Genomic DNA, 25638 nt, shown 5'->3' with positions numbered 1-25638 from the left:
TTAGGGTAAATAAGAAAAGGTGAAGCTCATCATGAGTTTCACCTTTCTTTATTGAAAATCAGGAGGAACAGCAGATGCGACTACTTACGTTAAATTGCCACTCATGGCAGGAAGAACAACAACTTGAGAAATTAAATCAAATCGTCACGCACATCATCCAGCAGGATTATGATGTGATCGCTTTACAGGAAGTGAGTCAGCTGATGGATACACCGATCCTCTATGACAATGTCCGTGAAGATAATTTTGTCTACTTGATTCAACAAGCATTGCGTAAACAAGGTCTCGACTATTCGTTCGTCTGGGATTTTTCGCATATCGGGTATGATGCCTACGAAGAAGGTCTTGCCCTCTTGACCAAACATCCGATCATCAAATCTGATTCCTATTACATCAGCCGGAGTCAGGATACGATGGACTGGAAATCCCGGAAAATCGTCCGGGCGACGATTGATGTCAATGGAACACACATCACGTTCAACTCCTGTCATCTCGGGTGGTGGGAAGATGCGGAGGAACCGTTCAGTGAACAGTTTAATCACTTGATTGCACGGATGGATCCCCTCGAATGGACACTGTTCCTCGGCGATTTCAACAACGATGCCTTAGAACGCGGAACGGGTTATGACTACATGGTGCAGCGCGGACTGCACGATGTCTTTTTGTTGGCACAGGAAACCGTCGGTGTCGAGACGGTCGAAGGAAAAATTGACGGTTGGGAAGAAAATCAACACGGCTTGCGGCTCGACCTTGTCTTGTCGAACCGAAAAATTGATGTCGATCGTGTTGGTGTCGTGTTTGACGGTGTCCTGGCACCGGTCGTCTCCGATCACTTTGGCGTCGAAGTCGATATTTCCATTCAAAAAGAACCGATTTAACTGTTGACAACGCTTTCTTTTCTCATTATGATGAGGGCAACAAGTAAATAGTGCGGATTGTGACAGTACGGCTGGCAAGACCGATTCAACACCTCGTTCGTGAAGGTGTTGTTCGGTCTTGCCTTTTTTTGTGGCCTGTTGCCATCGCACGTCTTTCCTAAAGGAGGAACTCAACATGGATTACAAGCAAACTGCAGCACGTGTCCTTGAACTGGTTGGTGGTCGAGAAAACATCATCACAGCCGCCCATTGTGCGACGCGCCTGCGTCTCGTTTTACACGATGAATCCAAAGTCGATCAAGCGGCACTCGAAGATTTGGATGGTGTCAGCGGGGCATTCTCCAGTTCTGGTCAATACCAAATCATCTTTGGAACGGGAACGGTTAATAAAGTTTTTGCTGAATTCGCACCACTCGCTGGTGTGAAGCTCGACGGAGAAGAACCGCTTGATGTAAAAAAAGCAGCTTCTCAAAAACTGAATCCCTTTGCCCGTCTCGCACGTTCCCTGTCCAACGTCTTCGTTCCGCTGATCCCGGCAATCGTTGCAGCCGGTTTGTTGATGGGACTGCTCGGTATGATCAAAGCGTTCGGTTGGGTCAGCGGTGACTCGGCAATCGTTCAATTGCTGGATATGTTCTCGTCTTCTGCCTTCATCATCTTACCGATCTTGATCGGTTTCTCAGCAGCACGCGAGTTCGGCGCCAATCCGTACCTCGGTGCCGTCATCGGTGGAATCATGACACACCCGTCGTTGCTGAACCCGTGGACACTCGGAAACAGTGAACCGGAAGTGATGAACTTCCTTGGGATGAACATTGAATTGATTGGATATCAAGGAACGGTTTTCCCTGTTCTCCTGACAGTTTGGGTCATGGCCAAAATTGAACAACAAGTGCGCAAGCGGACACCGGAAACACTGGATCTGCTCGTCACACCATTCGTCACGATTCTTGTGACAGGTTTCCTTGCCCTCATCGTCATCGGTCCAATCGGAACGTTGCTCGGAAAAGGGATCTCATTCATTCTTGTCTTCTTCTACGAACAGTTCTCCGTCGTTGCCGGACTGTTGTTTGGTGGTCTGTACTCAACGATCGTCATTACGGGGATGCACCACAGCTTCCACGCGATTGAAGCCGGCTTGCTGGCAGATAAGAGTATCGGTAAAAACTTCCTCCTCCCGATCTGGTCGATGGCCAACGTCGCGCAAGGTGGAGCCGGACTTGCCGTTTACTTCATGACGAAAAACGTCAAACTGAAAGCACTGGCACTCCCTTCTGCGTTTTCTGCTTTCCTCGGTATCACAGAACCCGTCATCTACGGTGTGAACCTGCGACTCGGTAAACCATTTATCGGCGGCGCCATCGGTGGTGCCATCGGCGGTGGCTATGTCGTCTTGACACAAGTCGCAGCAAACGCCTATGGATTAACCGGCATTCCGATGATCGCAATCGTCGCTCCACTCGGTGCCTCGAACTTGATCAACTATCTGGTTGGTTTTGCGATTGCCGTAGCGACTGCTTTCGTCGCCACTGTCATCCTGATGCGTCTTGACGCACGGAAACAAAAACAGACAGATTTGGCTGCTTAACTAAACGATGCGACCCTTTGAGAATCCTCTTCGGGTCGCATTTGTCAGTTTTCTTAGTTGAAGGATTAGCCGTATAATATAAATAGAAAGGAGGTAGTCAGACTGATCATCTATAAGGTACTCAACAACAATGCGATTGTTACAAAAGAAAACGGTCAAGAACGAATCATCATGGGACCAGGCATTGCTTTCGGTAAAAAAAAGAAGGATCCCGTCGATCCGTCCAAAATCGAAAAAATGTTTATTCCGTCTTTTGAAAATGCAGAACAGTTCAAGGAAATCTTGACGACGACACCACTTGATATCATCGATTTGTCGGAGCAGATCATTTCCTACGCAGAGGGAGAACTGAAAACACCTTTTCATGACTACATTCACGTCAGTCTGACTGATCACCTCGCCCACGCCGTCCGGCTCGCCCGGGAAGAATTAGTCGTTCACAATCGATTGGCGGAAGAAATCCGATTGCTCTATACCGCAGAGTATCAGATTGGAGAATGGTCCGTAGCCCACATCGAAAAGAAATTGGCTGTTTCTTTACCGAAAGAAGAGGCTGCGAACATTGCACTCCACTTGTACAATGCCCGTCAGCAGCATCCGAATATGGCTACAGCCCTGCAAACGGCTACTTTATTAAATGAATTACGTGAACAAATTGAAGCCTTTTTTGGGCAGACGATTGAAACAACATCGATGACCTATTATCGGTTTTTCACTCATATGAAACTGGTTTTGGCCCGGATTGAACAGGGGCAAACGTTACACGATATGGACGATGTGATCTTGTCTGCCGTCCAAACGCGTTATACCGACGCCTTCCGTTGTGCCGAAAACATGGCGGCTTGGCTCGAACAGGAATTACAGACGACGGTCCCGATTTCGGAAGTCGGCTATATGGCCCTTCACGTTGAACGGATTCGTCCTGATTTTGAAAGGAGCAAATCGTATGAGAATTTATAGTCTTGGAGAAGCATTAATTGATCTGATTCCACTGGATACAGACAACCTGACCTTTCAAAAAAATCCGGGCGGTGCCCCGGCAAACGTTGCGGTTGGTTTAGCACGACTCGGTGCAGACAGTTACTTTTTAGGTTCTGTCGGTGATGATTCGATGGGCCATTTCCTTAAAGATACGCTGCATCACTACGGTGTCAAGACGGACCATCTTGTCTTTGATCCGGAGCATAAAACCGGTCTTGTTCTCGTCACGAACTCGGCCGATGGTGAACGGTCATTTGAATTCATCAACAGTTACCGCGCCGATATGAGTTTTCATGAAAAAGACATTCCCACCTCACTCGCAGATGCCGATCTTTTGCATATCGGATCGATTTCATTGATTTCCGGGGACTCGGTCGAGGCGACACGTCGCGCCATCGAGATTGCGAAAGAACATGCTGTACCGATTTCCTACGATCCGAACTTACGCGAATCCTTATGGTCTGATTTAGAGGCGGCCCGTTCAACGATTCGTTCCGTTTTACCGGATGCGCAGATCGTTAAGCTGGCCGAAGAAGAGCTGACCTTTTTGACGGGACAGACGAATCTCGACGAAGGCGCGGCCGAACTGTTGGCCGAATATCCGATTCGCTTACTCGCTGTGACACGCGGGGCCGAAGGTTCTCTTCTTTACTCGGACCGCTCCATGGCAGAAATCAAGGCGATTTCCGTCGATGCCGTCGATACGACAGGAGCTGGAGACGCATTCATGTCAGGACTTCTGCATCAGTGTGCCATCCGCTCGTTTTCGTTTGACTGGGGTGAAGAAGAATTACGGGACATCGGTCGGTTCGCCGCGATTTCCGGTGGACTGGCGGCATCCGTCAAAGGCGCCATGGCTGCCTTGCCGACGCTTGACGAAGTGTCACGACGATTAAATTAACCCTGCCGTGACACAGGCAACTTTCCCATATCACACAACAAGGATGACAGAATTATAATTCTGTCATCCTTGTTTGTATTACTTCACTTTTTACTGACCCTTCAGAAACGCCTCGATGACCGTCAACGTTTCATCCTGTTGTTCTTTTGCGCTCAACGGACTTGAATTGTCGCCCTTCTGTTTTCCGTACATTCCGAAGTTAGCATGATTTCCGTCCTTAATCAGATGGAATGTCGCGTCAGACCGAACGTCCGCTTTACTTGCTTCAATATCCTTTACCGGCAGGACGCCGTCACGACCACCGTACACCGTCAATGAAGGCGTATCAATGGCGTCGATCGGATAGGAGGCGAGGAAAATGATGCCTTTAATCTTTGGACTCTCGTCTAATATCGTCGATGCTGCGCTCCCTCCCAGTGAGTGACCGATCAGGTACCACCGTTTGACATCGGGATGATCATCTATGATTGATAATCCTTCATTGGCGTTGAGTAAAGCGATATTAAACGGCAATTTCGGAATCGTGACAAAATGGCCTTTCTCCGCGAGTTGTTGCCCGATATAACTGTACGCCGCAGGGTCTACTTTGGCACCTTGATAAAAAATAAAGCCGGTTTCGCTCTTCGGATCTCCAAACTGATATCCTTGTCCGACTTTTTCTCCGAGATACGTTTTAGCTTCCGCGGTCGGTCCATAATCGAACTGTGCCCACACCATAAATACGACGATGATGATGGCTAGAAGACTTGCGAGACCGATTCCGATTCGTTTGATCCATTTCTTCATCTTCATCTCTCCCCTCTCTTTCTTCTACCCCTTACAGTGTGATACATCACATATGAAAATTAAGTTTTGAATTTTCAGTTAATGTAAGCGTATCTATCTCTTTTTCAATATTTGGTTTAAGATAAAAAAAGTATCGGTTATTCGAAAGGGGAATCATTTGTTTTGCCACGTACTGTTGTATCTACGATTCAGTGGTTTTTATTTATCATTTGTACGAACATTGCCCCGCCGCTCGCGATTGCTGCCTCATTTGAATTATCAAGTGCGGATACCCTCGCTTTCCTCTCACGTTGTTTATTCGTTTTTGCGATTTTAAGTCTGATTCAAGTTTTATTTGGTCACCGTCTGCCGATCATGGAAGGTCCTGCCGGGATCTGGTGGGGTGTATTCGCCCTCTACTCGTCGATTGGCATCACATTATACGGCAGTTATTCCACGACACTGCAGTCGCTTGGATTCCTGCTGATCCTCAGCGGCATCATCTGTATCATTCTCACCCTGACCGGTGTCCTGCGTCGACTCGTTCCGCTGTTCACACCACAAGTCATCGGCGTGTACATGCTACTGTTGTCTGCTCAATTATCAGGGTCTGTCATGAAAGGGTTGCTCAACATCGAAGACGGCAAGATTCAAGTCCTCCCTGCCATCATCTCCATCTTGACCGTCATCGTCTCGCTTTATCTCGAACGCAGTGACCGATTGCGGCAATATGCGTTATTGATTACCTTACTCGTCGGCTGGAGTATGTTTGCCTTAATCGGACGCGCCGAAATGCCGACGTTTGATGGTCCATTCTTTACCTTCCCCGATTTGATGCCGTTTGGCGGCATTCATCTCGACTGGAGCCTGCTTCCGACCGCATTGATCATCTCGTTGTTACTGATGACAAACGTTCTGGCGAACATTAAAGTCATTGAACGCATCATCAGTGCGAAACGCGGAGAGAAGGTCAAAGGACAAGTCGCGACTGCCGGCGTTACGGCCGGAATCGGGCAAATTTTCGCCGGAATGTTCGGAACGGTCGGTCCGGTCGCGATTTCCGGAACAGCCGGTTTTATCGCTTCAACGGATAATACGGACCGTCGAGCCTTTGCGGTCGCTAATATTATTTGTTTATTCCTCAGCATCGTCACGCCGTTCGTCGGACTGATTGCAAAAATTCCCGTTGCTGTCGGGTATGCGATGGTCGCCCCGATTGTTGCCGGGATGGCAATCATCGGTGTCACCGAAGCGTCCAGGGAACTGAACCGACAGACGGCGATGATTACGGTCGGACTTCCGTTACTCGTCGGGATCGGCTCGTTGCTCTTGCCAAAAGGTGCGACGGCTGACTTACCTCCCCTCGTCACGACGCTGATCTCAAACGGTCTTGTGCTCGGAACACTTGTCGCACTACTCGCTGAATCGTTGCGTCACATTCGGACAAATGATTAAAAAAACGCCCTGAGGAAAATTTCCTCAGGGCGTTTGTTATGCGCTCCGGTACTTAACGGACACCGCGCATGTATTTTTGAAGTCGTGGTGCAAAGATGAATAAAATGACACCAAAGACGATGGCGACGAATCCTGTGATTCCGAAGTACAAAATCTCAGTATCGGCTGTATAGTATTTAACGATTTGTGCGTTGACTGCTTGACCTGTCGCATTCGTCAAGAACCATAAACTCATCGTCTGTGCCGAGAAGGCAGCAGGCGCCAGTTTAGTTGTTGCCGATAATCCGACCGGTGACAAGAACAGCTCCCCGATCACGACGAGGAAGAAGCTCAAGGCGAGCCAAAGCGGACTTACCGTCGTCTCTGTTCCGAACAAGAGGCCCGGTAACGTCATGACGATGAACGATAATCCGGCAAATGTCAGACCAAACGAGAACTTTTGCATCGTTGTCGGTTGACGATCACCAAGCTTCACCCAGAAGCTGGCAAAGACAGGTGCCAACACGATGATAAAGAGTGGGTTCAGCGATTGGAAAAAGGCCGGTTCCAGTTTAAATCCAAGGAACGACAGGTTGGTCCGTTCGTCTGCAAAAATCGAGAGTACGTATGAACCTTGTTCCTGAATGGCCCAAAAGATCGCCGCTGCGATGAACAACGGGATATATGCGATCAAACGTGAACGTTCATCCCCCGTGATTTTCGGGCTCCGTAACATGACGGTGAAGTACACGATTGGAATCAAAATCCCTAAAATCGTAACCATTAATGTAAATCGACTGATTGTCAGCAAGCCGGTTGTTGCTGCAATCGTTCCTAAAATCGCAATCAAGACGACGACGACGGTCGCAATCGTGAAGAAACGTTTCCGTTCACTGCCGACCAGTGGATTCAAGACGTATGTTCCGGCTTGTCCCAGATTCTTTTTCTTCGTCAAAACGAAGACGACAAGACCCACGAACATACCGATTGCCGCTAGTGCAAAACCAGCATGGTAGCCGGAAGTATCCGATACTTTACCAACGACGAGCGGTGCAAGGAACGCTCCGGCGTTGATTCCCATATAAAAGATACTGAAACCCGCATCACGGCGGTTATCGGTCTTACTGTACAGATCACCGACGATGTTCGAAACGTTTGGTTTCAAGAACCCTGTTCCGATGACGATCAGTCCCATCGAGATGAACAACGCTGTAATCCCTGCCGGCAATGCCAACACGATATGCCCCAGCATGATGAGAATCCCACCATAAAAGACGGTTCGTGAGGTGCCTAACAGACGGTCAGCGACCCATCCTCCGATGATCCCTGACATATAAACAAGTGATCCGTAAACTGCCATGATGGACGCTGCCGTCGTTTTATCGATGCCAAGACCACCATTTGCGACTGAATCATACATATAGAAGATGAGGATGGCACGCATTCCATAGTAGGAAAAACGTTCCCAAAACTCGGTGAAGAACAGGGTGAACAACCCTTTCGGATTCCCGAAGAATCCTTTTTGCGGAACAGTCTTATAGACCTGATCGCGATCAAACTCTGCCATATGATCGGCTCCTTTCGTCTACCTTCAATATGTGCACATTGTTCAATCTTTTTCCCGCTTTCCCCAAACGATAAGCGTGAACCAACCGATTGAACGTAAATACACTGTTTTGCCTGAATTGTCTCACTTCTTTTTTTGTTTATGAGACAGCACTATACCATTCAACCGTAAATCATTTGACGAGTCAAATATTAATTCCGTTACACAAAAAAGAGCGATACGAAAAGTCGCTCGCTCAAGTCTGCATTTCTTTTGATTCGATTACCGTCACCCCGGGCGGTGCATGTAATGTATGGTGGATCATGGCCTGGGCGACCTTCTCCGCTTCAATCGGAGCAAACGTACTGCGTTTCAGTAACGGACGGAGTACGGTCGAGACACGCGCTGCCGCCTGTTCTCCGAACCGGAACTCATCCCGTTCCCCGAGCAACAGTGATGGTCGGAAAATAAGTAAGGCATCGTACCCGAGTACACGCAAACCGTTTTCCGTATCGCCTTTGACACGGTTGTAAAACGTCTTGGCATTCGGATGGGCACCGAGGGCAGAAATCAAGGCAAATCGCGTCGCTCCCAAATCCATGAGTTCACGACCAACTTCGATCGGATACGTATAGTCCACCTGCCGGAAAGCTTCTTGTGATCCGGCTTGTTTAATCGTCGTTCCGAGTGCACAGTAGACATGATCCACTTCCGGCAGTTCAATTTCCGTCACCCGGTCAAAATCAATCACCCATTCTTCCAGTTTCGGATGAAACCGGTTCATCGGACGACGGACAAGCACGTGTACTTCCTGATAGTCTTCATGCGCCAGTAGTTGATCGACGAGCTCTTGACCTACTAATCCGCTCGCCCCTAAAATAGCTGCTTTCATCATCCATCCTCCTCTTGATTTTTGTGCTGCCCGATTGGTAAAAAGTAAGACCGATTGCCGGTAATTCGTTCACCTGCCCGGACACCGACGGCACTTGGGCGTCCACCCAGCACAAACACGCCAAACATGTAAGCGACTTCCGCTCCGTCTTGCAGCTGCCAAGTCGGCAACGGTTGGTATTGTTGGTAAACAGCCGATTGATCGGCAAAGGACCGTTGTTCATTGCTGTACATGACTGCTCCATTCCCTTGATGGATCGTCACCGTGTCCCCTTCTCGCCCAAAAATCGGTTTTTCAACGAACGCTTGATGTCGTTCTAAAAAGGCGGTCGGTTCTAAATAGGTCGGCAAAAAATACCGCTCAATGATGTCATGTTCCGCTGCTGTCAGATACTCATGGCTCGTTTCATGTAACAGCCAAATCAAGGCCAAGACCGACTTTGCCTGCATCAGGAAAGCGGACGGCGGATTAATGATTTCGAGTAATCCCATCTCGACGAGTTGAAGCAACAAAACCCCCAGTTCTCTTCCGTTTTCATCACGGTCGAGCAACGCCATTTCGATCGGAAACGTTTGGCGGTACAGAATATCGATGCGTCGTCCCTGTTGATCATACAAGCCATCTTCTGCCCGTATTTCCAATTCATTGAGCGGACAGTATGTAGCACCGGCTACAAATCGTTGTAAATACTCAGTCGTCCACCGGTCCTCGATGTTGTCGCCGTGTGATGTGAAAACGACATGCGGTACCTGATTCATCCGGTGTTCTGCCGCCTCGACGGCACGACGTACACTCTCGGCCAACTGTTTTGATTGTCCGTCGTTGATTGAGTCCAACCCTACTTTTTCGGCAATTCGATCGTTGACTTCAAACGATTCTTTGATGAACGTCGGTGTATCCGCATTCCATTCCATCACAGAAATTTTTTCCCCGCTGACGATGAAATCAAACCGGCTGATGATCGACAGAGGCCGCATCGTCTGTAAGCGGAGAAAGGGCAATGCGACTTTCGGAAACCCCAGTTCAATCAACCCTTCATCATCCATCGTCCAAAGAATCGGGATGACCTTCTCAAAAATCGAGTAGGCATCCCGTGCCGCCGTCCGTAAGTTGTCAATCGTTTCCTTCGGGACCGGCATGGCTTCAGTCAACGCATAGACCTCTCCGTCGAGTACATCCCAAAACGATTCCATGTCCCCATACAGTTTCTGACGCTCGTTCATCCGCCGAAGAAACCGGACGAAGATCCCGTTCCGAACCCTTTCGTCTTGGCGTTATAACTTTTAACTTCTTTCGATTTCGGCGTGTAGCCTTTCGTTCGCATGGCACTATGCATCAGGGCACGTGAGGCAAAATAACTTCCTCCCCAATAAAAGAAACCGGAATGGGTCGAGCTTGCATCATCGCAATACCAGACGCCTTCATCGTTATCATATTCATAGTCGTCACAATCCGGATCATCCGGACGCTCCGCCCTCGCATCATCCGCTCCGCACCCACTGAGTGTCGTCCCGATCAATAACGTGGCTGCAAGTGTCGCTTGTTTCATCCAACTCACATCTCATACCCCTTTCATGACCATTTGTTATTCTAAGTATACGCTTTTTCCAGCAAAAAAGTTTCTCTGTCGCACCGGAACTTTTTTTGTTCCACGCAGTAGAACAACTAAGAAGATTCGAGGAGGAAATCAAATGTCACTTGCCTATTATGTCGAAGATCAAAATGAATTCAAATCGATTTATCAATACAGCCGGTTTGCCATCGAGCCGGATGAGATCATCGCCCATCAATTGTGTGAATTCCATATCATCGAAGGTCACTTGTACGAATTACGGTCCAATGAAATGGACGGCGAATACGATCAGTTGATCGTGGATCATGTCGAAGCTTCGCCCCGCGATCCGAGTGACCGTGTCTATCCTCCGCACCAGATTCACTTGGAGTTCAGACGCTTCCAAGATCACAGTCCCCACCCGGTTCTCAAGACAGTGACCGTCCCGAATCATATTCAAGCGATGCGCTTTCTGATCAAGGACAAACTGAGCGTTCCCGATCACGGGGTGTTCGAACGAGACAGCTGTGAGATTGATCTCGACCGGAATTGTTACGTCATTTACCTTGGTGAAGAAATCATTTAATGAAAGAAATAAGCATAGTTCGTTTTCAAGAGACGTTTTTTTTGGCATACTAGATGATAAGAACGAATTAATCGAGGTGAACACACATGAGCGAACAACCAAAAAAATTATCGCTTCAAGAAGCAATGATCGAGCAGTTAAAAGCAAAAAAACAATCACAAACAAAACGTCCGACCGGTTTGCGCGGAACAGAAACAAAACAGATGACAAGCCAAAAAACGAAAAAAACGAACAACCAGAAAAAACGGACAGGCGTCTAATTGAATTCGTGAAATAAGGGAGTAGTTATGAGTATTTTAACGGTATCAAACTTAAGCCACGGTTTTGGCGATCGTGCGATTTTCGAAGATGTCTCGTTCCGCTTGTTAAAAGGGGAACACATCGGTCTCGTCGGAGCCAACGGCGAGGGAAAATCGACGTTCATGAATATCATCACTTCACAGCTTGAACCGGATGAAGGAAAAGTCGAATGGGCGAAACATGTCCGCGTCGGCTATCTGGATCAGCACGCCGTTCTTTCGAAAGGGCTCACGATCCGTGATGCCTTAAAAGGAGCATTCCAATACTTGTTCGACATCGAGCAGGAAATCAATGATCTCTATACGAAAATGGGCGAAGTCGAACCAGACGAACTCGAAAAAATGTTAGAAGAAGTAGGTGTCTTACAAGACATCTTAACGAACAATGACTTTTATACGATTGATGCGAAAGTCGAAGAAATCGCGCGTGGGTTAGGTCTCGATGAAATTGGACTCGATCGTGACGTGCAAGAGCTCAGTGGCGGACAACGGACAAAGATCCTGCTCGCAAAACTGTTGCTTGAAAAACCAGATATCCTGTTGCTGGATGAGCCGACCAACTACCTTGATGTCCAGCACATCGAGTGGTTGAAACGATACCTCAATGACTACGAGAATGCTTTCATTCTGATTTCACACGACATTCCATTCTTAAATAGTGTGATCAACTTGATTTATCATATGGAGAATCAAGGGCTCAACCGTTATGTCGGCGATTACGACAATTTCTTGACGGTCCATGAGGCAAAGAAAAAGCAGCATGAGTCGGCGTTCAAACGCCAACAGCAGGAAATCTCTGAGCTGAAGGACTTCGTTGCCCGGAACAAAGCACGTGTCTCGACACGAAACATGGCGATGTCCCGTCAGAAAAAACTCGATAAGATGGATGTCATCGAACTCGCGCAAGAACGTCCGAAACCGGAGTTTCATTTCCAGACGGCTCGGACTCCAAGCAAGTTGATGTTTGAGGCGAAGGGACTTGTCATCGGATATGACGAACCCCTCTCGCGCCCGCTTGATTTGATGATCGAACGTGGTCAAAAAATCGCCTTACACGGAGCAAACGGAATCGGGAAGTCCACTCTTTTGAAGAGTTTGCTTGGCGAGATTCCATCCGTTTCCGGTACGGTCGAACGCGGCGAAAATCTCCATATCGGCTATTTCGAACAGGAGATCAAGGAAAAGAATTCGAATACGTGTATCGAGGAAATTTGGGGCACCTTCCCGTCCTTGACGCAGCAACAGGTCCGGGCAATGCTCGCGAAATGTGGACTGATGACAAAACACATCGAATCGAAAATCGAAGTCCTCAGTGGTGGCGAAAAAGCGAAGGTCCGCCTTTGTAAATTGATGAACACGGAATCGAATATTCTGGTTCTCGATGAGCCGACAAACCACTTGGATGTCGAAGCAAAAGAAGAATTAAAACGTGCGTTGCAAGCCTATAAAGGAACGGTTCTGTTGATTTCACACGAACCGGAATTTTATGAAGCCGTCGCGACGGACTTATGGAATTGTGAATCGTGGACGACGAAGGTCTTCTAAGTTTCGCTGGAAACATACGACGGGGGTTGATTTCAGTGTCCCACTGAATCAGACAACCGTCGTTTTTTCATTCTTTTTTTAATTCATAGACTTAACGATTGCCTTGTTCGTAGATTTGTATCACACTAAATGACAGAAGAAACTTTTCAGAAGGAGTGGATGTCATGGAAACCATCACCAAGAAAGCGAGTTTATCACTGATTGAACTTCAAAGCGGCGGAGACGAGTCCTTGTTTTGTCGTCTGTATTCCCCCGCCTTAACGCGTCCCGCTCCTTTGATCGTCTTATTTCACGGATTCCCCGGAAAACAATTGAACATGGACTGGGCCGTTCGACTGCAGGAACTTGGTTTTCATGTCCTCGTCACTTCCTATCGCGGCACGATCGGCAGCCCCGGTGCCTTCCGTTTTCGCCATACGCTCGAAGATGCAACGGCGATCATGAAACACGTTGTTTCTCCTACCTTTACAGAACAACACGATGTTGCAGCTGATCAGATTACAATCGTTGGTCACAGCATGGGCGGTTTTGCCGGACTTCATGCCTTTGCAAATGTCCCGACGATTGCCCATTATATCGGCATCTCGCCTTTTAATTTTGGTTTGATCGGACAGTTGGTACTCGAGTATCCGGAACATGAGGAAGCCTTGCGCGGTGTTCTCAGCCGCGGCGCGACCTTCCTGTCGCATACCGACGGGGAGACATTGCTGAAAGAGTTGACCAAGAACCATGCCGAGTGGAATCTACTGACACTAAAAGAGCAACTGCGCACCCGTTCCGCGCTGCTTGTCACATCCGAACGCGACGAGACATCCATTAAATCCCTACACCATGATCTCTTACAAGATGCCAGTACGTTTGAAGAAATCATCGTCGACAGCGATCACAATTACATCGACAACCGGGAAGACGCCTTTCAGTCTTGGACAACGTGGTTGCAACAACGCTAAAAAACAGGAATCCTCACCCTGATACGGAGGATTCCTGTTTTGTTTGTGTTTTGACGTTTGGTCGTAACTGCATCCGGTACAACACGAGCGTGAATAAGGTCAGTGTCGAACAGCCATACCAGATCGTCGTAAAGAGTGTTCCCGTATCGGTTCCGATGAAGATACCGTGAAGGGTCATCAGGAGCCATGCCGGTAAGACGAGCCAGTGGGTCAATTTCCATAATGTTTTCCCGAGCGTCTCCTTGAGGAAGTCGGATGTAACCAATACGAAACCAAACAGGTAGAGACTGATTGTCCCGAAAGCGTTCCAAAGAGGCTCATACGAAGCATTTCCCGGGATGATGATTTCAAGAATCGTTAACGGTGCATACGTATCGACGACAATCAATGTCGCGTGCAGGATAATCGCAAGCAACCCAGCCCATCCGCTGTACAGATGAATGTTGTGCAAACGGGCTTTTTGTTTTTTTAAGGCTGGAAAAGATCCGAGTAATCCTGCCAAGACAGACAGTGTCAAAAAGAAGTGACCTGTCAGTCCGCTTAAACGAATCATCGTCCATGTCGAAAACAACCATTTCATCCAGTCCATATCGATTGTCCCCCTTTCTCTTCCACCACCATTTTTCCTGACTCATCCATCAACAAAAGTCGTCCCTTCGGAAACCATTTAAACAGTTTGTCCTGTCGCTCCGCCTCCGTCATCTGAAACGCCAGCTTCGTCATCACTTCGGCTTCATACAGTTGTGGCGCCGAAGCCGTGACTTGAACAACGTCCGTTTCAATCGGCCGACCTGTTTTGCCGCTCAACAAATGATGGTTCGTACGTTGCCCGACCTTCCACGAACGGTATACCCGATTCGATGTCGCAATCGCCCCTTGGCGTAACTGAACTTCGGCAATCGCCTGTTCCGTCTGCGGATCGGTGATCGCAACCTTCCACGGCTGTGTATCCGACCAGACGATGACATCTCCTCCCGCCTCAATCAAACCACGCGGTTGTTTTTTCCGTAACCGTTGTGCCGCAAGCATTGCCGCTGCGCCTTTTCCAATGCCGCCTAAATCAATCGTGCCGTGACTCACTCGCGTCACGTCGCATCCTTCCACTACAAACGGACTGCTCTCGGGTGGAGATTCGAACCTGAGCGATTCGACGCCGCGTTGGAATGGAAACGAGCGGTCGTATCCATTTGCCTGTTGCTGTTCCAGTAAAAAGGGCGAAAAATACTGCTCCGTCTGTTCAAAGTAACGAATCGCACGTTGCAATAAGCGTGCAAGCGGTAACGAGACACTGAGCGATTCTCCGACCATCAGGCCATTTAGTCGGCTGACCTCACTCGCCGGATCAAATCGTGACCATTGCCGGTCGACATATTGAAAAAATTGTTCGATGGTTTGCCATTCGTCCTCTGTGATCGGTTGATCGGTGACGAACCGAATGGTGTTATGCATCGCATACAACTGACGATTCATTCCGATTCACCTCCTATTTCGAATGACTGGACTGTCCGTCACTTCCACCGCTCGGCTGTTCAAAGCCGGATGTTTCGTTGCTCTGCCACCCTTCATCATCATCGTCCTCCTCATAACTATCCTCATCTGACTCACCCCACTCATCGTCATCACCTTGCGACGGCTGACTTGGAATCGTCGTTTCATCGGAATAGGAATCACCTGTATTAACGGGATTTGCCGGCTGATCATTCGAAACGACACTCAATTGACCGATTGCAAGACCTAAAAAAACACTGCTGCTCAGACCAACAATCCACTTTGCAAATGGTTTTGGTTTCATTGTCCCTGCTCCTCTCGTTTCCTGTTATCTTTACTGTATCGATAAAAACTGACAACTAGCTGATGACAACTGTGGGATAATAAGAAAAACGACGGGACAGGGGGAATGAGGATGCGGGTCTTGATTGCAGAAGATGATGAACGTCTGGCTAAAATGTTACGCCTTCATCTTGAACGCGCCGGTTACCAGGTGGATGTCGCACATGACGGGGTAACCGCCATCGAACGGTGTCAGACGTTTCGTTATGATTTGCTTGTCCTCGATTGGATGATGCCGCATAAAAGTGGCATTGAAGTTGCAACCGAGTTGCGGGGGGAACGCTTCGAGGGCGGTATCCTGATGTTGACGGCACGCGATACGGAAATTGATTTGGTCCATGGACTCGACAGCGGGGCCGACGATTATCTCGTCAAACCGTTTCAGGCAAACGAGCTGTTAGCGAGACTCCGTGCTCTGAGCCGCCGTCAGAAAAAAGCATTCATCTCGATCGTTTCTTATCAGGAACTGGAACTCGATATTACGACGCAGACGATTTCCTATGCCCACCATCCCCTTGATTTGACGCGCCGTGAGTTCGAGTTTTTATCGTTGTTACTGCGTCGTCCGGAACAGGTGATGGGGCGGGAATTGATCATTGAAGTCGTCTGGGGCATCGGGGCCGATATTACCGACAATGCGCTCGATGCACTTGTTCGGCTTGTCCGCAAAAAACTGGATGCAGCAGGTGCACCTTCCTTGATCAAAACCGTCCGCGGTTTCGGCTACCGGCTCGGTGATCCACATGCTTGAGACGATCCGGAAACGCTTGACGTTATTGTTTAGCGGCACGTTTTTATTATTGTTAATTTTGATTTTAATCGGGGTCTATTTTACGACTGCCCGGTTGCTGGATCAAACGGAGTTGAACCAATTAAAGTCGGTCTCGAATCGTGATCTGTTCGAACGCATCGAACACGGGGAAGATCGTGTGATCCGGGATCCGATTTATTTTCAACTCTTTAATCCTGATGGGACGGAACGCTATACACGACTGCCCGACGACCTGCCAAAAGAACCCGTCCGAAAATTCCTGGATTCAAACAAAGTGACTGAAAAGATTTTTTCCGACGGTCAGCATTTTTTGCTTTATCAACGGACCAGTCCGGAAGGATCCACCCTTCTCTTGAAGGATATTTCAGCGACAGAAGATACGTTGGAACGGTTGATTGCCATGTTGGCGGGAATTACCGTTCTTTCGACACTCGTCTTAATGGGCGTCAGCTATGTCTTGGCTGGTCGATCCGTCTTACCGGTCCAACAAGCCTTTGATCGGCAACGGCGTTTTACGTCTGATGCGTCCCACGAACTGCGTACCCCCTTAACGATTTTATACAGTGGCATTGAACTATTGGAGACCGAACCACTCAGCGCGGAAGGAAAAACGATTTTACATGATTTGAAGTCAGAGACTGCATCAATGCAATACTTGGTCTCCGATTTACTGTTACTTGCCCGGGAAGGTCATCCCGGTCCGATGTCGTTGCTCGACATGAGTACACTCGTCACGCAAACCGCCGACCGCTTCCGCCACACCTTAGCCGATCGTACGCTTCATCTTGACGTGGCTGCTGATCTCTTTATCAAAGGCGACCGGAATCAGTTGATTCGACTGGTGACGATTTTTTTAGAAAATGCCGCCGCTTACAGCGATGCAGATATCGAAGTCCAATTGCAACACACTTCCTCTGATATCCGGTTGAGCATCGCCGATCACGGCATCGGAATTCCGAAAGAAAATCATGATAAGGTATTTGAACGCTTTTTCCGGGGCGATCACGCGCGCCACGGGACCGGCACCGGCCTTGGTCTAGCGATTGCCCGGTCCATTGCGGATGCACATGAAGCCGTCATCTTACTGGATTCAACACCAGATGAAGGAACACGCTTCACGATTGTTTTTCCAATTCCTTGATGGACCGTCAGCTAACTGTCAGATAACCTCGTTACAGTAAGAGTATGTTCTTATTACTATCAAGGAGGGTTTTCATATGTTAGCTGGTGTACCGCTCCATCCCTTACTCGTCCACGCTCCAATCGCACTGTTACTGTTTGCGACCGTTCTGTTGGTATTCAGCTTGAAATGGGTCCAGTTAAAATTATTTGTCTTGATCACCTTATTCGCAGGTCTCTTGACCGGGGCTGCCGCTTATTTGTCCGGTGACGGCGCAGAAGAATATGCAGAAGCCAATCTCAGCAATGTAACGCATGCTGCTGTCGAGAATCATGAACACTTTGCGTTATTCAGTCTTGTCGCCTTTGGGATCGCGTTTGTCTTCTTGCTGCTGGGCTACCGGTCAAGCAAAAAAACGATGCTGATGCTGAGTTTACTGGTTGCCGTCGTCGGCAGTGGTCTGCTCGCGTATACCGGTCATCTTGGCGGACAGATGGTGTATGCCAAATAATCAGATATGACAAAAAAAGCCCTCCTATCCGTGGATAAGAGGGCTTTTTAAATTCACTTATTTGCGGTGGGCACGTCCTGGACGGCGGTTGCTCGAGCGGCGTGTATTGCCACGGCCTTCTGCAGGAGCCTTTGTCCCTTTGCTTTGATCATGTTGCGCACGAATCATCTCGTCCGATAATTCGACGAGGATTGGTGTGACTTCGACCCCAAGCTCGCGTTCCATGTCGCGGAAACTCCGACCGTCTCTTGGTGTGACGATTGAAATCGCCACGCCGTCGTTCCCGGCACGTCCCGTCCGACCAATCCGGTGGACGTAGCTTTCGGCATCATCCGGTAAATCATAGTTGAAGACGTGTGTGACACCCGTGACATCAAGACCACGTGACGCCACATCCGTCGCAATCAAAAACGGTGTTTTGCCTTGGTAGAACTTCGCCATTGCCTTTTCACGTTTTCCTTGTGTCAAACCACCGTGCAATTCATCCGTCGGATATCCTTGCATCTGTAATTCTTCGTTCAGCTTGCTGACACGGCGTTGTGTCCGGCAGAAGATGATGGCGGCATAGGGACGCATCTCATCAAGCATCGTCCGAAGTGTTGCCTGTTTACGACGGTCTGTCGTCTCGACGACAAACTGTTCAATCGCATCGACCGTTACTTTTTCAGCTTCGACTTGGACTTCGATTGGATCGCGAAGATACGTTTTCGCGAGTTGCTCGACTTTCGGCGGCATCGTCGCGGATAACATGACGAATTGACGATCGACAGGTGCTGCCGCGATGATATCTTCGATTTCCGGTAAAAATCCGATTTGCAGCATTTGATCGGCTTCATCCAAGACCAACGTCTTGAGTTCACTCAAATCAAGTGTTCCCCGTCCGACGTGATCTAAAATCCGACCTGGTGTCCCGATGATGATTTGCGGCATCCGGCCGAGACGTTGGATTTGTTTGAACACATCTTGTCCACCGTACACAGCAAGTGCACGGATGTCTTCCATGTTCCGGATCAACTTGTGTGTTTCGTCCGCAATCTGACGTGCGAGTTCTCGTGTCGGTGCGACGATTAACGCTTGGACGGTTTTGCTCTCTAAATCGATTTGTTCAAGGATCGGCAATAAGAACGCAAGCGTCTTCCCTGTCCCGGTTTGTGCTTTTCCTATTAAGTCACGACCCGCCAGTAAATGCGGAATCGCCTGTTCCTGAATCGGTGTCGGTTGTTTAATGCCTTGTTTTTGTAATTTTTTCACCCATTGTTCTTGAATGTGTAATGCTTCAAATGTTGACATAGTATCCTCCTAAAAATTATCCACAGAAAAAAGCTGTGGATAACCTGCTTCGAATCGACAAAAACAGTTATCCACAGCCGTGCTTTTACTAGTATACACAATTTACGCGTTCATTGCTTCCTGTTTTAACTTTCGATCAAGTACAAATGTACCAAATGGAATAAACGAAGCGATAAAGGCGATCCCTGCTTTTACAAACGACCAACGGTATTTAAATTTAACGACGGCTAACCATAGTGCATACATGACGAACAAGACACCGTGCAGGGCACCGACGACTGAAACGGCTTCCGGTATGCCCGCCATATATTTTAACGGCATCGCAATCAACAACAAGACCAAAAATGAAATCCCCTCTAACACGGCAATCAATCGAAATTGACCTAACGTAGTTCCTAACATCCCGTCACTCCTTTTTCCTGTTTACTTCTTTTAGTATACGGGACGTCAGCCGGTCTGTGACCTGTGTCACAGGATTGTCAGATTTCGAGCGGACGGAGTCGTGCCTCAATCTCTTGGCGCTTTGGCTCGAGGAACGGTGGAAGTGCCAATGTCTCGCCAAGCGTTTCGACCGATTCATCTGTCGCAAATCCAGGTGTATCCGTGGATAACTCAAATAAGATGTGGTTCGGTTCCCGGAAATAAAGCGCTTGGAAATAGTGGCGGTCGACCTTCCCCGAATTCGGCAGACGATACTGGTTGAGCCGTTCCACCCATAAATCATACTCTGCACTGTTCGGAACACGGAAGGCGACATGATGGACACCACCACGACCCAAGCGTTCCCGGTCGAGGTCCGGACGGGCTTCGAGATGTACCTCAGCGCCGATTCCGCCTTGTCCTGTCGAGTAGACTTCAATCTCTGCAAAATCACCGGCAAGCGACGGATAACTTCCGACTTTTTTAAAGCCCAGCACTTCTGTCAAGACGAGTGCTGTCGGTGCCGGATCATTGACGGTCAATGTTACGGCGCCTAATCCGACGATGGCATGCTCCGCCGGAATCTCCTCGTGTTTCCAAGGTACACCACCTGCGACACCTTGTTCCCCATCTTCTGCAACGAGAATCAACCGAGTGCCTTCTTGATCACGAAAAGCGAGCGTCTGCCGCCCTGCCCGTTCCACGATGGCATCATGATCGATTCCTTGTGCTGTAAAACGCTCTGTCCAAAACTTGAGTGATTCCGTCGTTTTGACACGGAGTGATGTCGAAGAAATACTCGAAGCACCCGGTACACCCGTCCCGAGATGCGGGATATCAAAAAACGTCAGATCCGTCCCCGGATTGCCTTCAGCATCTCCGTAAAAAAGGTGATACGATGTCGTGTCGTCCTGATTGACGGTTTTTTTGATGAGACGCATCCCAAGAATTTGTGTATAAAACTGATAATTCCGCTCTGCCATTCCGGTTAAGATTGACACATGATGAATACCGAGTAACTCCATGTTTGTCACGTCCTTTTGGTTGTTTTTAATTCGTACCGTCAGTATATCGCACATTTATCTTGAATTCAAGATATTAACTCATTAAAAAAATCGCCCTTTCGAAAAAGGACGATTGAATAGTTAAAATTAAAGTTTTACGACGTTAGCAGCTTGTGCTCCACGTGCGCCTTCAGTGATTTCAAATTCAACTTCTTGACCTTCGTCAAGTGATTTGAAACCGTCTGTTTGGATAGCTGAGAAGTGAACGAAAACGTCGTCGCCGCTTTCACGTTCGATGAAGCCAAAACCTTTTTCTGCGTTAAACCATTTTACTTTACCTGTGTTCATGGGAACAACCTCCAAAAATAAATTACTTAATACATATGCAAGGCATATGAAAGAAATTCATTATTGTCCCGAAATACATGGAGCGACGAAAAGATTGTTCGTGACGCAATGTGAATCAGTAGTGACAATAACAATATTAAGCTACCGTTAGTATAGAATGATTGCGCTTTAAAAGTCAAGTTGTCTGACCAGTGTTTTTTCCAATTGATTCCACTTTTTAAGCAAAAAAGCAGATTCGGAATGATCCGAACCTGCTTCTGTTTCTTAACGATGGATCCAGACAGCTCCTGCTGAGTTATCTTTCGCTTCACCGATGACTTGAATTTTAAGACCGTTGTTCGGAAGCAGTTTTCCTGCATCCGGGATCAACTGATTGATGTACGATTTTGAATCATCAAACTTCGTGACACCTGCAAGTCCTTTGTAATCGTACAGACCACGTGTCGGCGAATCGATGACCCAAGCCGGTGCTTTATCATAGCTGAAAGCAGCATCCGCGATTTGGTAACGCGTGCTTCCTGCAACGACCGGTTGTCCTTTAAGCGTTCCGACGATCGCTTCAGGATGCGAATCGACGACACCGAGGAAACCTTCACCCGGGTGAACACCAACCCAGTTATCCGTAAAGCTGCTGTCGGCATACCATACGACGAGACCTGTGTTGTACTTGACACCGCGTGCATGCTCAAGCGCTTTGTCTGAGCCTGCATAGTTCCGCCATTCGAGGTAGTATGCATTATCGGCATAACTGAAACCATCCGAAGCAATGAATCCGTCTAACTTAAATTTCGGTGTACCTTCTGCATCATCTTCAAAGACGACTTTTCCGTCGACTGTCAATTTCGCGTTATCAAGTGCGAAACCGTCCAGGGCAAGACCCGCATCCCCTGTATAGTCAAACGTCAACGTGACTTTTTTGCCGGCAAATTCACTGAGGTCATACGATTTGTCGACCCATGCACCTTTTGAAGATTCGGCACGCTGATCGCCATCCGTATCTTCATCTCCGATGACATCGATGACTTTTGATACGCCGTCAGCTGTTGCCGTGACTTCCAAGAAGTCATAGTCGAATTCGACGTCGAAGTACGCTTTGTAATCAAATTTCGCTGATGTCGCTGCCGTCAAATCGAATTCCGGTGATGTCATTGACGTGTGGAGATCGTTACCTTTCGTGCTGTAGTAGTATTTTTTACCGAATGCCGGCGCAATGCCTTTGACCGGTTTTTTCGGTAAGTTGACTTTGATGATGCCTGGATTTTTTGATTTCGTGACACTTTGATCCAGGTAAGAAGCTGTTCCCGCTTTTGAGAGCGAATCAAAGTCGACTGTTTGAATGTTCGCCCAGTTTCCGCCCATCAATGTTTGGAAGTACTCTTTGTTTTGTGGTGAGAAACTTGTTGGTTCTGTCCCGGCTACGTTTCCGTTCCAGCTACCGCCGCTCATGATCGACCATGAAGCTACCGGCTCACCTTGACCTGTGTACTGTGTATCGTACTCATCCGGAAGACCTAAATCGTGACCAAATTCATGCGCAAAAACGCCGACTGCGCCGTCTTCTGGTTGCACTGTGTAGTCATAAGCCGCCATCTTTCCGCCCCAGTTTGTTGAGTTCGAAGTCGTGTTTTCGACCGGATAGACATTCCCAAGTGTCCAACGGTGTGACCAAATCGCATCATCACCGAGCTTACCGCCACCTGCTTCTTGACCGGTTCCGGCATGAATGATCATCAAGTGATCGACCAGACCATCCGGCTCATTGAAGTTACCGTCGCCGTCGATGTCATATTGATCAAACGTATCGTAATCGGCCAGGTTGATGCCTGCTTTGACAGCCGCATTCAACGTATCCTTGACGAGATCACGTGGTCCTTTTGGTCCGAGGTTATCGTTTCCACCTTTTGGACTGTCTGCACCGTAATCTTTTGCTGTTCCCGGAACTGTCAACCAATCGGATACTTTCCCGTCGACCGTATAGCTTCCACCTGATTGTTCTTCATAATATTGTTTAAACGTTTTGACTTTCTCTCCATTAAACAATTTGAACTCTTCGTCACCGAACATCAATTTTTCGTAATGTTCTTTATTGAAGTTGTCCGCATACATATAGCCTTCCTCTTGGACGACGTTGTTATGCTTGAAATCGCTGTACTCTGTTAATAAAACAAGGACTTTGTCTGAGCGGACAGCGCCGTTATAAGGTGCTTGTTTGGCTTTATCGACTTTGACAAAACCATCCTTTTTACCCTTTTTGTAGTTGTTATGATTTTTCTTGAGTTGTTTTGCCAACTGTTCTTTTTGTTTCGTCAAAAAGTCTTTTGTTTTTTGATCAAATGCTTCTTCTTTACCTGATTCGTGATCATGCTCTTCATGATCAACAGTCGGTTTTCCGTTGGCTTTTTTGTCCAAGTACTTTTGAACAGCCTTTTGTTTTGCTTCTGCTGATGCTGCTTTTGAGACGACCCCACGTTTTTCAAGCACTTTCAATAAGCGTTCCTGATCGACCGTGTTCAAGTCCATCGGTGCTCCTGCTGCGACTTTTTCAGCAGCCTCAACCGATTTTACCTTCCCACCAGGTAAAACTGGACCGACGGCAAATGCAGCCGCGGTGATGCCGGACAAGACGGCTAGACTAAGCTGTTTCTTTTTTCCCACGTGAACTGACCCCCTATGTAGTAGTGAAAAGTAAACTAAGTGAACTTTTCTGAATATTCAAATCATAAATTGTTTTATTCCGTTAATCAATCAGTTTTTTAACAATTAGTGCTTTGTAACCATACCTATTTTTGGGATTTAGTTCATGTTTTTTAAAATCTGCCGATAGATGTAATAAACAGCCTGTCTTTTTCTTTGTCCCAGCCATCAAGCTTCATACATACAGAACCAATCTTGATTTCATATTTTATTGAAGGAGGACTTTCATGTCACCCCTACAGAAATTCGAACGGCAGCTTTTAAAAAACTATTTGATCGGCTCATTCGTCGCCGTGTTTGGTGTCGGTTGTCTCTTTATCTTTGAAACACTGACCTTTGATGTACGTGAACGGGTGGTTTTATTGACGATCATGACGATTTCCGTCATCACGATGTTCAGTTTTGAATACACGGTTTACAAAAAACATATGCGTCCGCTTTATCAAGTTTTCCAAAACTCCTTTCCGAGCCAGGAGCAATTGACTGCTGCTTTTCGGACGACCCACCGCTTCCCTTTGTTGACGATCAGACGGATTCTTGGTCCACACTTCCTCGGTCTCTCGATTCCTTCATCCGGATTGACGGCTCTGGCGATTCGTTTTGGATGGCTCGATATGCCCTATTATCTGATTGGTCTCGCTTGTTTCGGGGCTGTACTTGTCGCGATTTTACACGCCTTGATTGAATTCTTCCTGACGTACCGTGTGACGGAAGCGATGTTAGCAGAACTGACGACACAAGCTCGCATGCGTGGTTACGGTGAGCTGATGCTGACCAAAAAGGATTTTATCAGCCTCCGCCAAAAGATGTTGATCAGCACCTTGATCATCGGTGTTTTTCCGATCCTGTTATTCGTTCTCGCCTCTGCCGTCCAATTGACGGAAAATGAAAGTTTGCGTTCCTACTGGAGTTGGTCGACGTTGATTTTGATCGTCATCCTGTGTCTTGCCACATTCTGCAGTTTACTTCTATATGAAAATATCAAAAAGCCGATTTTGGCTCTGCAGGACGGCGTCGCTCAGATTAAATCCGGACAATTGAATACGATCGCTAATCCGTTTTCCGATGAATTCTCTCAATTGATCGGCGGATTCAACTTGATGGTCGAAGGCATCCAAGGCCGGGATCAGGAAAATGAACAGTTGCTCGACAGCTTATTTACCTTGTTTGCCGCGACGCTTGATGCCCGTGATCCTTATACAGCCGGACATTCGTTACGTGTCGCAGAATACTCGGTTGAGATCGCCCGTGCCGCCGGATTAGCCGACGATCAAGTCGAGTTGTTACGTAAATCGGCCCTCTTGCATGACATCGGAAAAATCGGCATCCGGGATGATGTGCTCTTGAAGGAAGGACGATTGACGGAAGAGGAATTCGATAAAATCAAACAACATCCCGTCATCGGGGTGCACATTCTATCGCAAGTTCATCTTCCAATGAAGTTACAACCGATTCTTCCCGGGGTAAAGTACCACCATGAACGCTATGATGGAAAAGGATACCCAGAAGGATTAGCCGGTGAAGCGATTCCCGTCTTCGGACGCATCATGGCGATTGCCGATGCCTATGACGCCATGACATCCGATCGTCCCTACCGAAAAGGAATGCCCGTCGAAAAAGCACTCGCTATCTTGGAAGACGGTAGCGGGACACAGTGGGATGCTTCCTTTACGCAACTGTTCCTGGATTTGAAGAGACGTTCTGTCATTACTGCCTCTTGATCATCATGAAA

26 protein-coding genes are annotated in these 25638 nt (G+C 47.9%); 13 read left to right on the top strand and 13 right to left on the bottom strand.

Features of this window, described 5'->3' with window-relative positions; genetic code table 11:
- Positions 1 to 74 precede the first annotated feature (74 nt).
- The 4 genes from P397_RS0101865 (at position 75) to P397_RS0101850 (ending at position 4348) form a co-directional block, all read left to right on the top strand.
- Positions 75 to 878 carry an endonuclease/exonuclease/phosphatase family protein gene (locus tag P397_RS0101865; RefSeq protein WP_028105443.1) on the top strand — a complete coding sequence of 268 codons (804 nt, stop codon included), beginning with the start codon at positions 75 to 77 and terminating at the stop codon, positions 876 to 878.
- A 175-nt stretch (positions 879 to 1053) separates the two neighbouring features.
- Complete coding sequence (locus tag P397_RS0101860) at positions 1054 to 2466, top strand: sucrose-specific PTS transporter subunit IIBC (RefSeq protein WP_026831709.1); 1413 nt, start codon at positions 1054 to 1056, stop codon at positions 2464 to 2466.
- A gap of 78 nt (positions 2467 to 2544) precedes the next feature.
- A complete protein-coding gene (locus tag P397_RS0101855; RefSeq protein WP_081775987.1) occupies positions 2545 to 3426 on the top strand; it encodes a PRD domain-containing protein in 882 nt (293 codons plus the stop codon).
- The gene (locus P397_RS0101850) at positions 3413 to 4348 is read left to right on the top strand and encodes a carbohydrate kinase family protein (protein ID WP_026831707.1); all 936 of its coding nucleotides are present in this window, start codon (positions 3413 to 3415) and stop codon (positions 4346 to 4348) included. Before P397_RS0101855 ends, P397_RS0101850 begins: the two co-directional genes overlap by 14 nt.
- Positions 4349 to 4438: 90 nt before the next feature.
- Here P397_RS0101850 and P397_RS0101845 read toward each other — a convergent pair whose 3' ends face one another.
- Positions 4439 to 5134 (bottom strand): alpha/beta hydrolase, encoded by a 696-nt coding sequence (locus P397_RS0101845; RefSeq protein ID WP_028105442.1) that lies wholly within the window; start codon positions 5132 to 5134, stop codon positions 4439 to 4441.
- A gap of 162 nt (positions 5135 to 5296) precedes the next feature.
- On the opposite strand from P397_RS0101845, the gene P397_RS0101840 reads away from it, so the two are divergent.
- Positions 5297 to 6568, top strand: coding sequence for a purine/pyrimidine permease (locus P397_RS0101840; protein ID WP_026831705.1), 1272 nt, complete (start codon positions 5297 to 5299; stop codon positions 6566 to 6568).
- Positions 6569 to 6620: 52 nt separating this feature from the next.
- Here P397_RS0101840 and P397_RS0101835 read toward each other — a convergent pair whose 3' ends face one another.
- From P397_RS0101835 to P397_RS0101820, 4 genes are all read right to left on the bottom strand, one after another.
- Positions 6621 to 8114: a peptide MFS transporter gene (locus tag P397_RS0101835; protein ID WP_028105441.1), complete on the bottom strand. Its 1494-nt coding sequence runs from the start codon at positions 8112 to 8114 to the stop codon at positions 6621 to 6623.
- A 235-nt stretch (positions 8115 to 8349) separates the two neighbouring features.
- Positions 8350 to 8985 carry a Rossmann-fold NAD(P)-binding domain-containing protein gene (locus tag P397_RS0101830; protein WP_035414005.1) on the bottom strand — a complete coding sequence of 212 codons (636 nt, stop codon included), beginning with the start codon at positions 8983 to 8985 and terminating at the stop codon, positions 8350 to 8352.
- The gene (locus P397_RS0101825; protein WP_235183942.1) at positions 8985 to 10178 is read right to left on the bottom strand and encodes a glutathionylspermidine synthase family protein; all 1194 of its coding nucleotides are present in this window, start codon (positions 10176 to 10178) and stop codon (positions 8985 to 8987) included. The genes P397_RS0101830 and P397_RS0101825 overlap by 1 nt, the downstream gene beginning before the upstream one ends.
- Before the next feature lie 26 nt (positions 10179 to 10204).
- The gene (locus P397_RS0101820) at positions 10205 to 10534 is read right to left on the bottom strand and encodes a hypothetical protein (protein ID WP_028105438.1); all 330 of its coding nucleotides are present in this window, start codon (positions 10532 to 10534) and stop codon (positions 10205 to 10207) included.
- 142 nt (positions 10535 to 10676) lie between these two features.
- On the opposite strand from P397_RS0101820, the gene P397_RS0101815 reads away from it, so the two are divergent.
- The 4 genes from P397_RS0101815 (at position 10677) to P397_RS0101800 (ending at position 13917) form a co-directional block, all read left to right on the top strand.
- Complete coding sequence (locus P397_RS0101815) at positions 10677 to 11123, top strand: hypothetical protein (protein WP_028105437.1); 447 nt, start codon at positions 10677 to 10679, stop codon at positions 11121 to 11123.
- A gap of 86 nt (positions 11124 to 11209) precedes the next feature.
- On the top strand, positions 11210 to 11383 hold the full coding sequence (locus tag P397_RS17940) for a hypothetical protein (RefSeq protein WP_012371785.1): 174 nt from the start codon (positions 11210 to 11212) through the stop codon (positions 11381 to 11383).
- 27 nt (positions 11384 to 11410) lie between these two features.
- The gene (locus tag P397_RS0101805) at positions 11411 to 12967 is read left to right on the top strand and encodes an ABC-F family ATP-binding cassette domain-containing protein (protein WP_026831699.1); all 1557 of its coding nucleotides are present in this window, start codon (positions 11411 to 11413) and stop codon (positions 12965 to 12967) included.
- A gap of 164 nt (positions 12968 to 13131) precedes the next feature.
- The gene (locus P397_RS0101800; RefSeq protein ID WP_028105436.1) at positions 13132 to 13917 is read left to right on the top strand and encodes an alpha/beta hydrolase; all 786 of its coding nucleotides are present in this window, start codon (positions 13132 to 13134) and stop codon (positions 13915 to 13917) included.
- A 13-nt stretch (positions 13918 to 13930) separates the two neighbouring features.
- Here the strand turns inward: P397_RS0101800 and P397_RS0101795 are convergent, their stop codons facing one another.
- The 3 genes from P397_RS0101795 to P397_RS0101785 are packed head-to-tail and all read right to left on the bottom strand — an operon-like array spanning position 13931 to position 15709.
- On the bottom strand, positions 13931 to 14506 hold the full coding sequence (locus P397_RS0101795) for a ferric reductase-like transmembrane domain-containing protein (RefSeq protein ID WP_028105435.1): 576 nt from the start codon (positions 14504 to 14506) through the stop codon (positions 13931 to 13933).
- Positions 14494 to 15387, bottom strand: coding sequence for an FAD:protein FMN transferase (locus tag P397_RS0101790; protein WP_028105434.1), 894 nt, complete (start codon positions 15385 to 15387; stop codon positions 14494 to 14496). The genes P397_RS0101795 and P397_RS0101790 overlap by 13 nt, the downstream gene beginning before the upstream one ends.
- Before the next feature lie 13 nt (positions 15388 to 15400).
- The gene (locus tag P397_RS0101785; RefSeq protein WP_028105433.1) at positions 15401 to 15709 is read right to left on the bottom strand and encodes a hypothetical protein; all 309 of its coding nucleotides are present in this window, start codon (positions 15707 to 15709) and stop codon (positions 15401 to 15403) included.
- Positions 15710 to 15820: 111 nt separating this feature from the next.
- On the opposite strand from P397_RS0101785, the gene P397_RS0101780 reads away from it, so the two are divergent.
- The 3 genes from P397_RS0101780 to P397_RS0101770 all read left to right on the top strand — a co-directional run bounded on the left by P397_RS0101780 (position 15821) and on the right by P397_RS0101770 (position 18150).
- Positions 15821 to 16498 (top strand): response regulator transcription factor, encoded by a 678-nt coding sequence (locus P397_RS0101780; RefSeq protein WP_028105432.1) that lies wholly within the window; start codon positions 15821 to 15823, stop codon positions 16496 to 16498.
- Positions 16491 to 17660 carry a sensor histidine kinase gene (locus P397_RS0101775; RefSeq protein WP_028105431.1) on the top strand — a complete coding sequence of 390 codons (1170 nt, stop codon included), beginning with the start codon at positions 16491 to 16493 and terminating at the stop codon, positions 17658 to 17660. Before P397_RS0101780 ends, P397_RS0101775 begins: the two co-directional genes overlap by 8 nt.
- A gap of 76 nt (positions 17661 to 17736) precedes the next feature.
- Entirely contained in the window at positions 17737 to 18150 is a 414-nt protein-coding gene (locus P397_RS0101770) for a DUF2231 domain-containing protein (RefSeq protein ID WP_028105430.1), read from the top strand.
- Positions 18151 to 18207: 57 nt separating this feature from the next.
- On the opposite strand, the gene P397_RS0101765 is transcribed toward P397_RS0101770, so the two are convergent.
- The 5 genes from P397_RS0101765 to P397_RS0101745 all read right to left on the bottom strand — a co-directional run bounded on the left by P397_RS0101765 (position 18208) and on the right by P397_RS0101745 (position 23867).
- Complete coding sequence (locus P397_RS0101765; RefSeq protein ID WP_028105429.1) at positions 18208 to 19440, bottom strand: DEAD/DEAH box helicase; 1233 nt, start codon at positions 19438 to 19440, stop codon at positions 18208 to 18210.
- Positions 19441 to 19542: 102 nt separating this feature from the next.
- Positions 19543 to 19842: a DUF3817 domain-containing protein gene (locus P397_RS0101760; RefSeq protein WP_026831691.1), complete on the bottom strand. Its 300-nt coding sequence runs from the start codon at positions 19840 to 19842 to the stop codon at positions 19543 to 19545.
- 77 nt (positions 19843 to 19919) lie between these two features.
- Positions 19920 to 20885 carry a ring-cleaving dioxygenase gene (locus tag P397_RS0101755; RefSeq protein ID WP_028105428.1) on the bottom strand — a complete coding sequence of 322 codons (966 nt, stop codon included), beginning with the start codon at positions 20883 to 20885 and terminating at the stop codon, positions 19920 to 19922.
- Between the two features lie 126 nt (positions 20886 to 21011).
- Positions 21012 to 21212: a cold-shock protein gene (locus P397_RS0101750; protein WP_028105427.1), complete on the bottom strand. Its 201-nt coding sequence runs from the start codon at positions 21210 to 21212 to the stop codon at positions 21012 to 21014.
- A gap of 264 nt (positions 21213 to 21476) precedes the next feature.
- The gene (locus P397_RS0101745; RefSeq protein WP_028105426.1) at positions 21477 to 23867 is read right to left on the bottom strand and encodes an immune inhibitor A domain-containing protein; all 2391 of its coding nucleotides are present in this window, start codon (positions 23865 to 23867) and stop codon (positions 21477 to 21479) included.
- Between the two features lie 266 nt (positions 23868 to 24133).
- Between P397_RS0101745 and P397_RS0101740 the strand changes: the two genes are divergently transcribed.
- Entirely contained in the window at positions 24134 to 25627 is a 1494-nt protein-coding gene (locus P397_RS0101740) for an HD-GYP domain-containing protein (protein WP_028105425.1), read from the top strand.
- Positions 25628 to 25638: the final 11 nt, after the last annotated feature.

The organism is Exiguobacterium undae DSM 14481, assembly GCF_000620805.1.
GTDB classification, from domain to species: Bacteria; Bacillota; Bacilli; order Exiguobacteriales; family Exiguobacteriaceae; genus Exiguobacterium_A; species Exiguobacterium_A undae.
The sequence above is the reverse complement of the archived record's forward strand: the minus strand, read 5'-3'. Positions and strand labels throughout refer to the sequence as shown.

Excerpts from the sequence above, each read along its gene's own strand:
- P397_RS0101865 (WP_028105443.1), top strand. The coding sequence starts at position 75 with ATGCGACTACTTACGTTAAATTGCCACTCATGGCAGGAAGAACAACAA.
- P397_RS0101860 (WP_026831709.1), top strand. The coding sequence starts at position 1,054 with ATGGATTACAAGCAAACTGCAGCACGTGTCCTTGAACTGGTTGGTGGT.
- P397_RS0101850 (WP_026831707.1), top strand. The coding sequence starts at position 3,413 with ATGAGAATTTATAGTCTTGGAGAAGCATTAATTGATCTGATTCCACTG.
- P397_RS0101845 (WP_028105442.1), bottom strand. The coding sequence starts at position 5,134 with ATGAAGAAATGGATCAAACGAATCGGAATCGGTCTCGCAAGTCTTCTA.
- P397_RS0101835 (WP_028105441.1), bottom strand. The coding sequence starts at position 8,114 with ATGGCAGAGTTTGATCGCGATCAGGTCTATAAGACTGTTCCGCAAAAA.
- P397_RS0101830 (WP_035414005.1), bottom strand. The coding sequence starts at position 8,985 with ATGAAAGCAGCTATTTTAGGGGCGAGCGGATTAGTAGGTCAAGAGCTC.
- P397_RS0101825 (WP_235183942.1), bottom strand. The coding sequence starts at position 10,178 with ATGGAATCGTTTTGGGATGTACTCGACGGAGAGGTCTATGCGTTGACT.
- P397_RS0101820 (WP_028105438.1), bottom strand. The coding sequence starts at position 10,534 with ATGAAACAAGCGACACTTGCAGCCACGTTATTGATCGGGACGACACTC.
- P397_RS0101815 (WP_028105437.1), top strand. The coding sequence starts at position 10,677 with ATGTCACTTGCCTATTATGTCGAAGATCAAAATGAATTCAAATCGATT.
- P397_RS17940 (WP_012371785.1), top strand. The coding sequence starts at position 11,210 with ATGAGCGAACAACCAAAAAAATTATCGCTTCAAGAAGCAATGATCGAG.
- P397_RS0101805 (WP_026831699.1), top strand. The coding sequence starts at position 11,411 with ATGAGTATTTTAACGGTATCAAACTTAAGCCACGGTTTTGGCGATCGT.
- P397_RS0101800 (WP_028105436.1), top strand. The coding sequence starts at position 13,132 with ATGGAAACCATCACCAAGAAAGCGAGTTTATCACTGATTGAACTTCAA.
- P397_RS0101795 (WP_028105435.1), bottom strand. The coding sequence starts at position 14,506 with ATGGACTGGATGAAATGGTTGTTTTCGACATGGACGATGATTCGTTTA.
- P397_RS0101790 (WP_028105434.1), bottom strand. The coding sequence starts at position 15,387 with ATGAATCGTCAGTTGTATGCGATGCATAACACCATTCGGTTCGTCACC.
- P397_RS0101785 (WP_028105433.1), bottom strand. The coding sequence starts at position 15,709 with ATGAAACCAAAACCATTTGCAAAGTGGATTGTTGGTCTGAGCAGCAGT.
- P397_RS0101780 (WP_028105432.1), top strand. The coding sequence starts at position 15,821 with ATGCGGGTCTTGATTGCAGAAGATGATGAACGTCTGGCTAAAATGTTA.
- P397_RS0101775 (WP_028105431.1), top strand. The coding sequence starts at position 16,491 with ATGCTTGAGACGATCCGGAAACGCTTGACGTTATTGTTTAGCGGCACG.
- P397_RS0101770 (WP_028105430.1), top strand. The coding sequence starts at position 17,737 with ATGTTAGCTGGTGTACCGCTCCATCCCTTACTCGTCCACGCTCCAATC.
- P397_RS0101765 (WP_028105429.1), bottom strand. The coding sequence starts at position 19,440 with ATGTCAACATTTGAAGCATTACACATTCAAGAACAATGGGTGAAAAAA.
- P397_RS0101760 (WP_026831691.1), bottom strand. The coding sequence starts at position 19,842 with ATGTTAGGAACTACGTTAGGTCAATTTCGATTGATTGCCGTGTTAGAG.
- P397_RS0101755 (WP_028105428.1), bottom strand. The coding sequence starts at position 20,885 with ATGGAGTTACTCGGTATTCATCATGTGTCAATCTTAACCGGAATGGCA.
- P397_RS0101750 (WP_028105427.1), bottom strand. The coding sequence starts at position 21,212 with ATGAACACAGGTAAAGTAAAATGGTTTAACGCAGAAAAAGGTTTTGGC.
- P397_RS0101740 (WP_028105425.1), top strand. The coding sequence starts at position 24,134 with ATGTCACCCCTACAGAAATTCGAACGGCAGCTTTTAAAAAACTATTTG.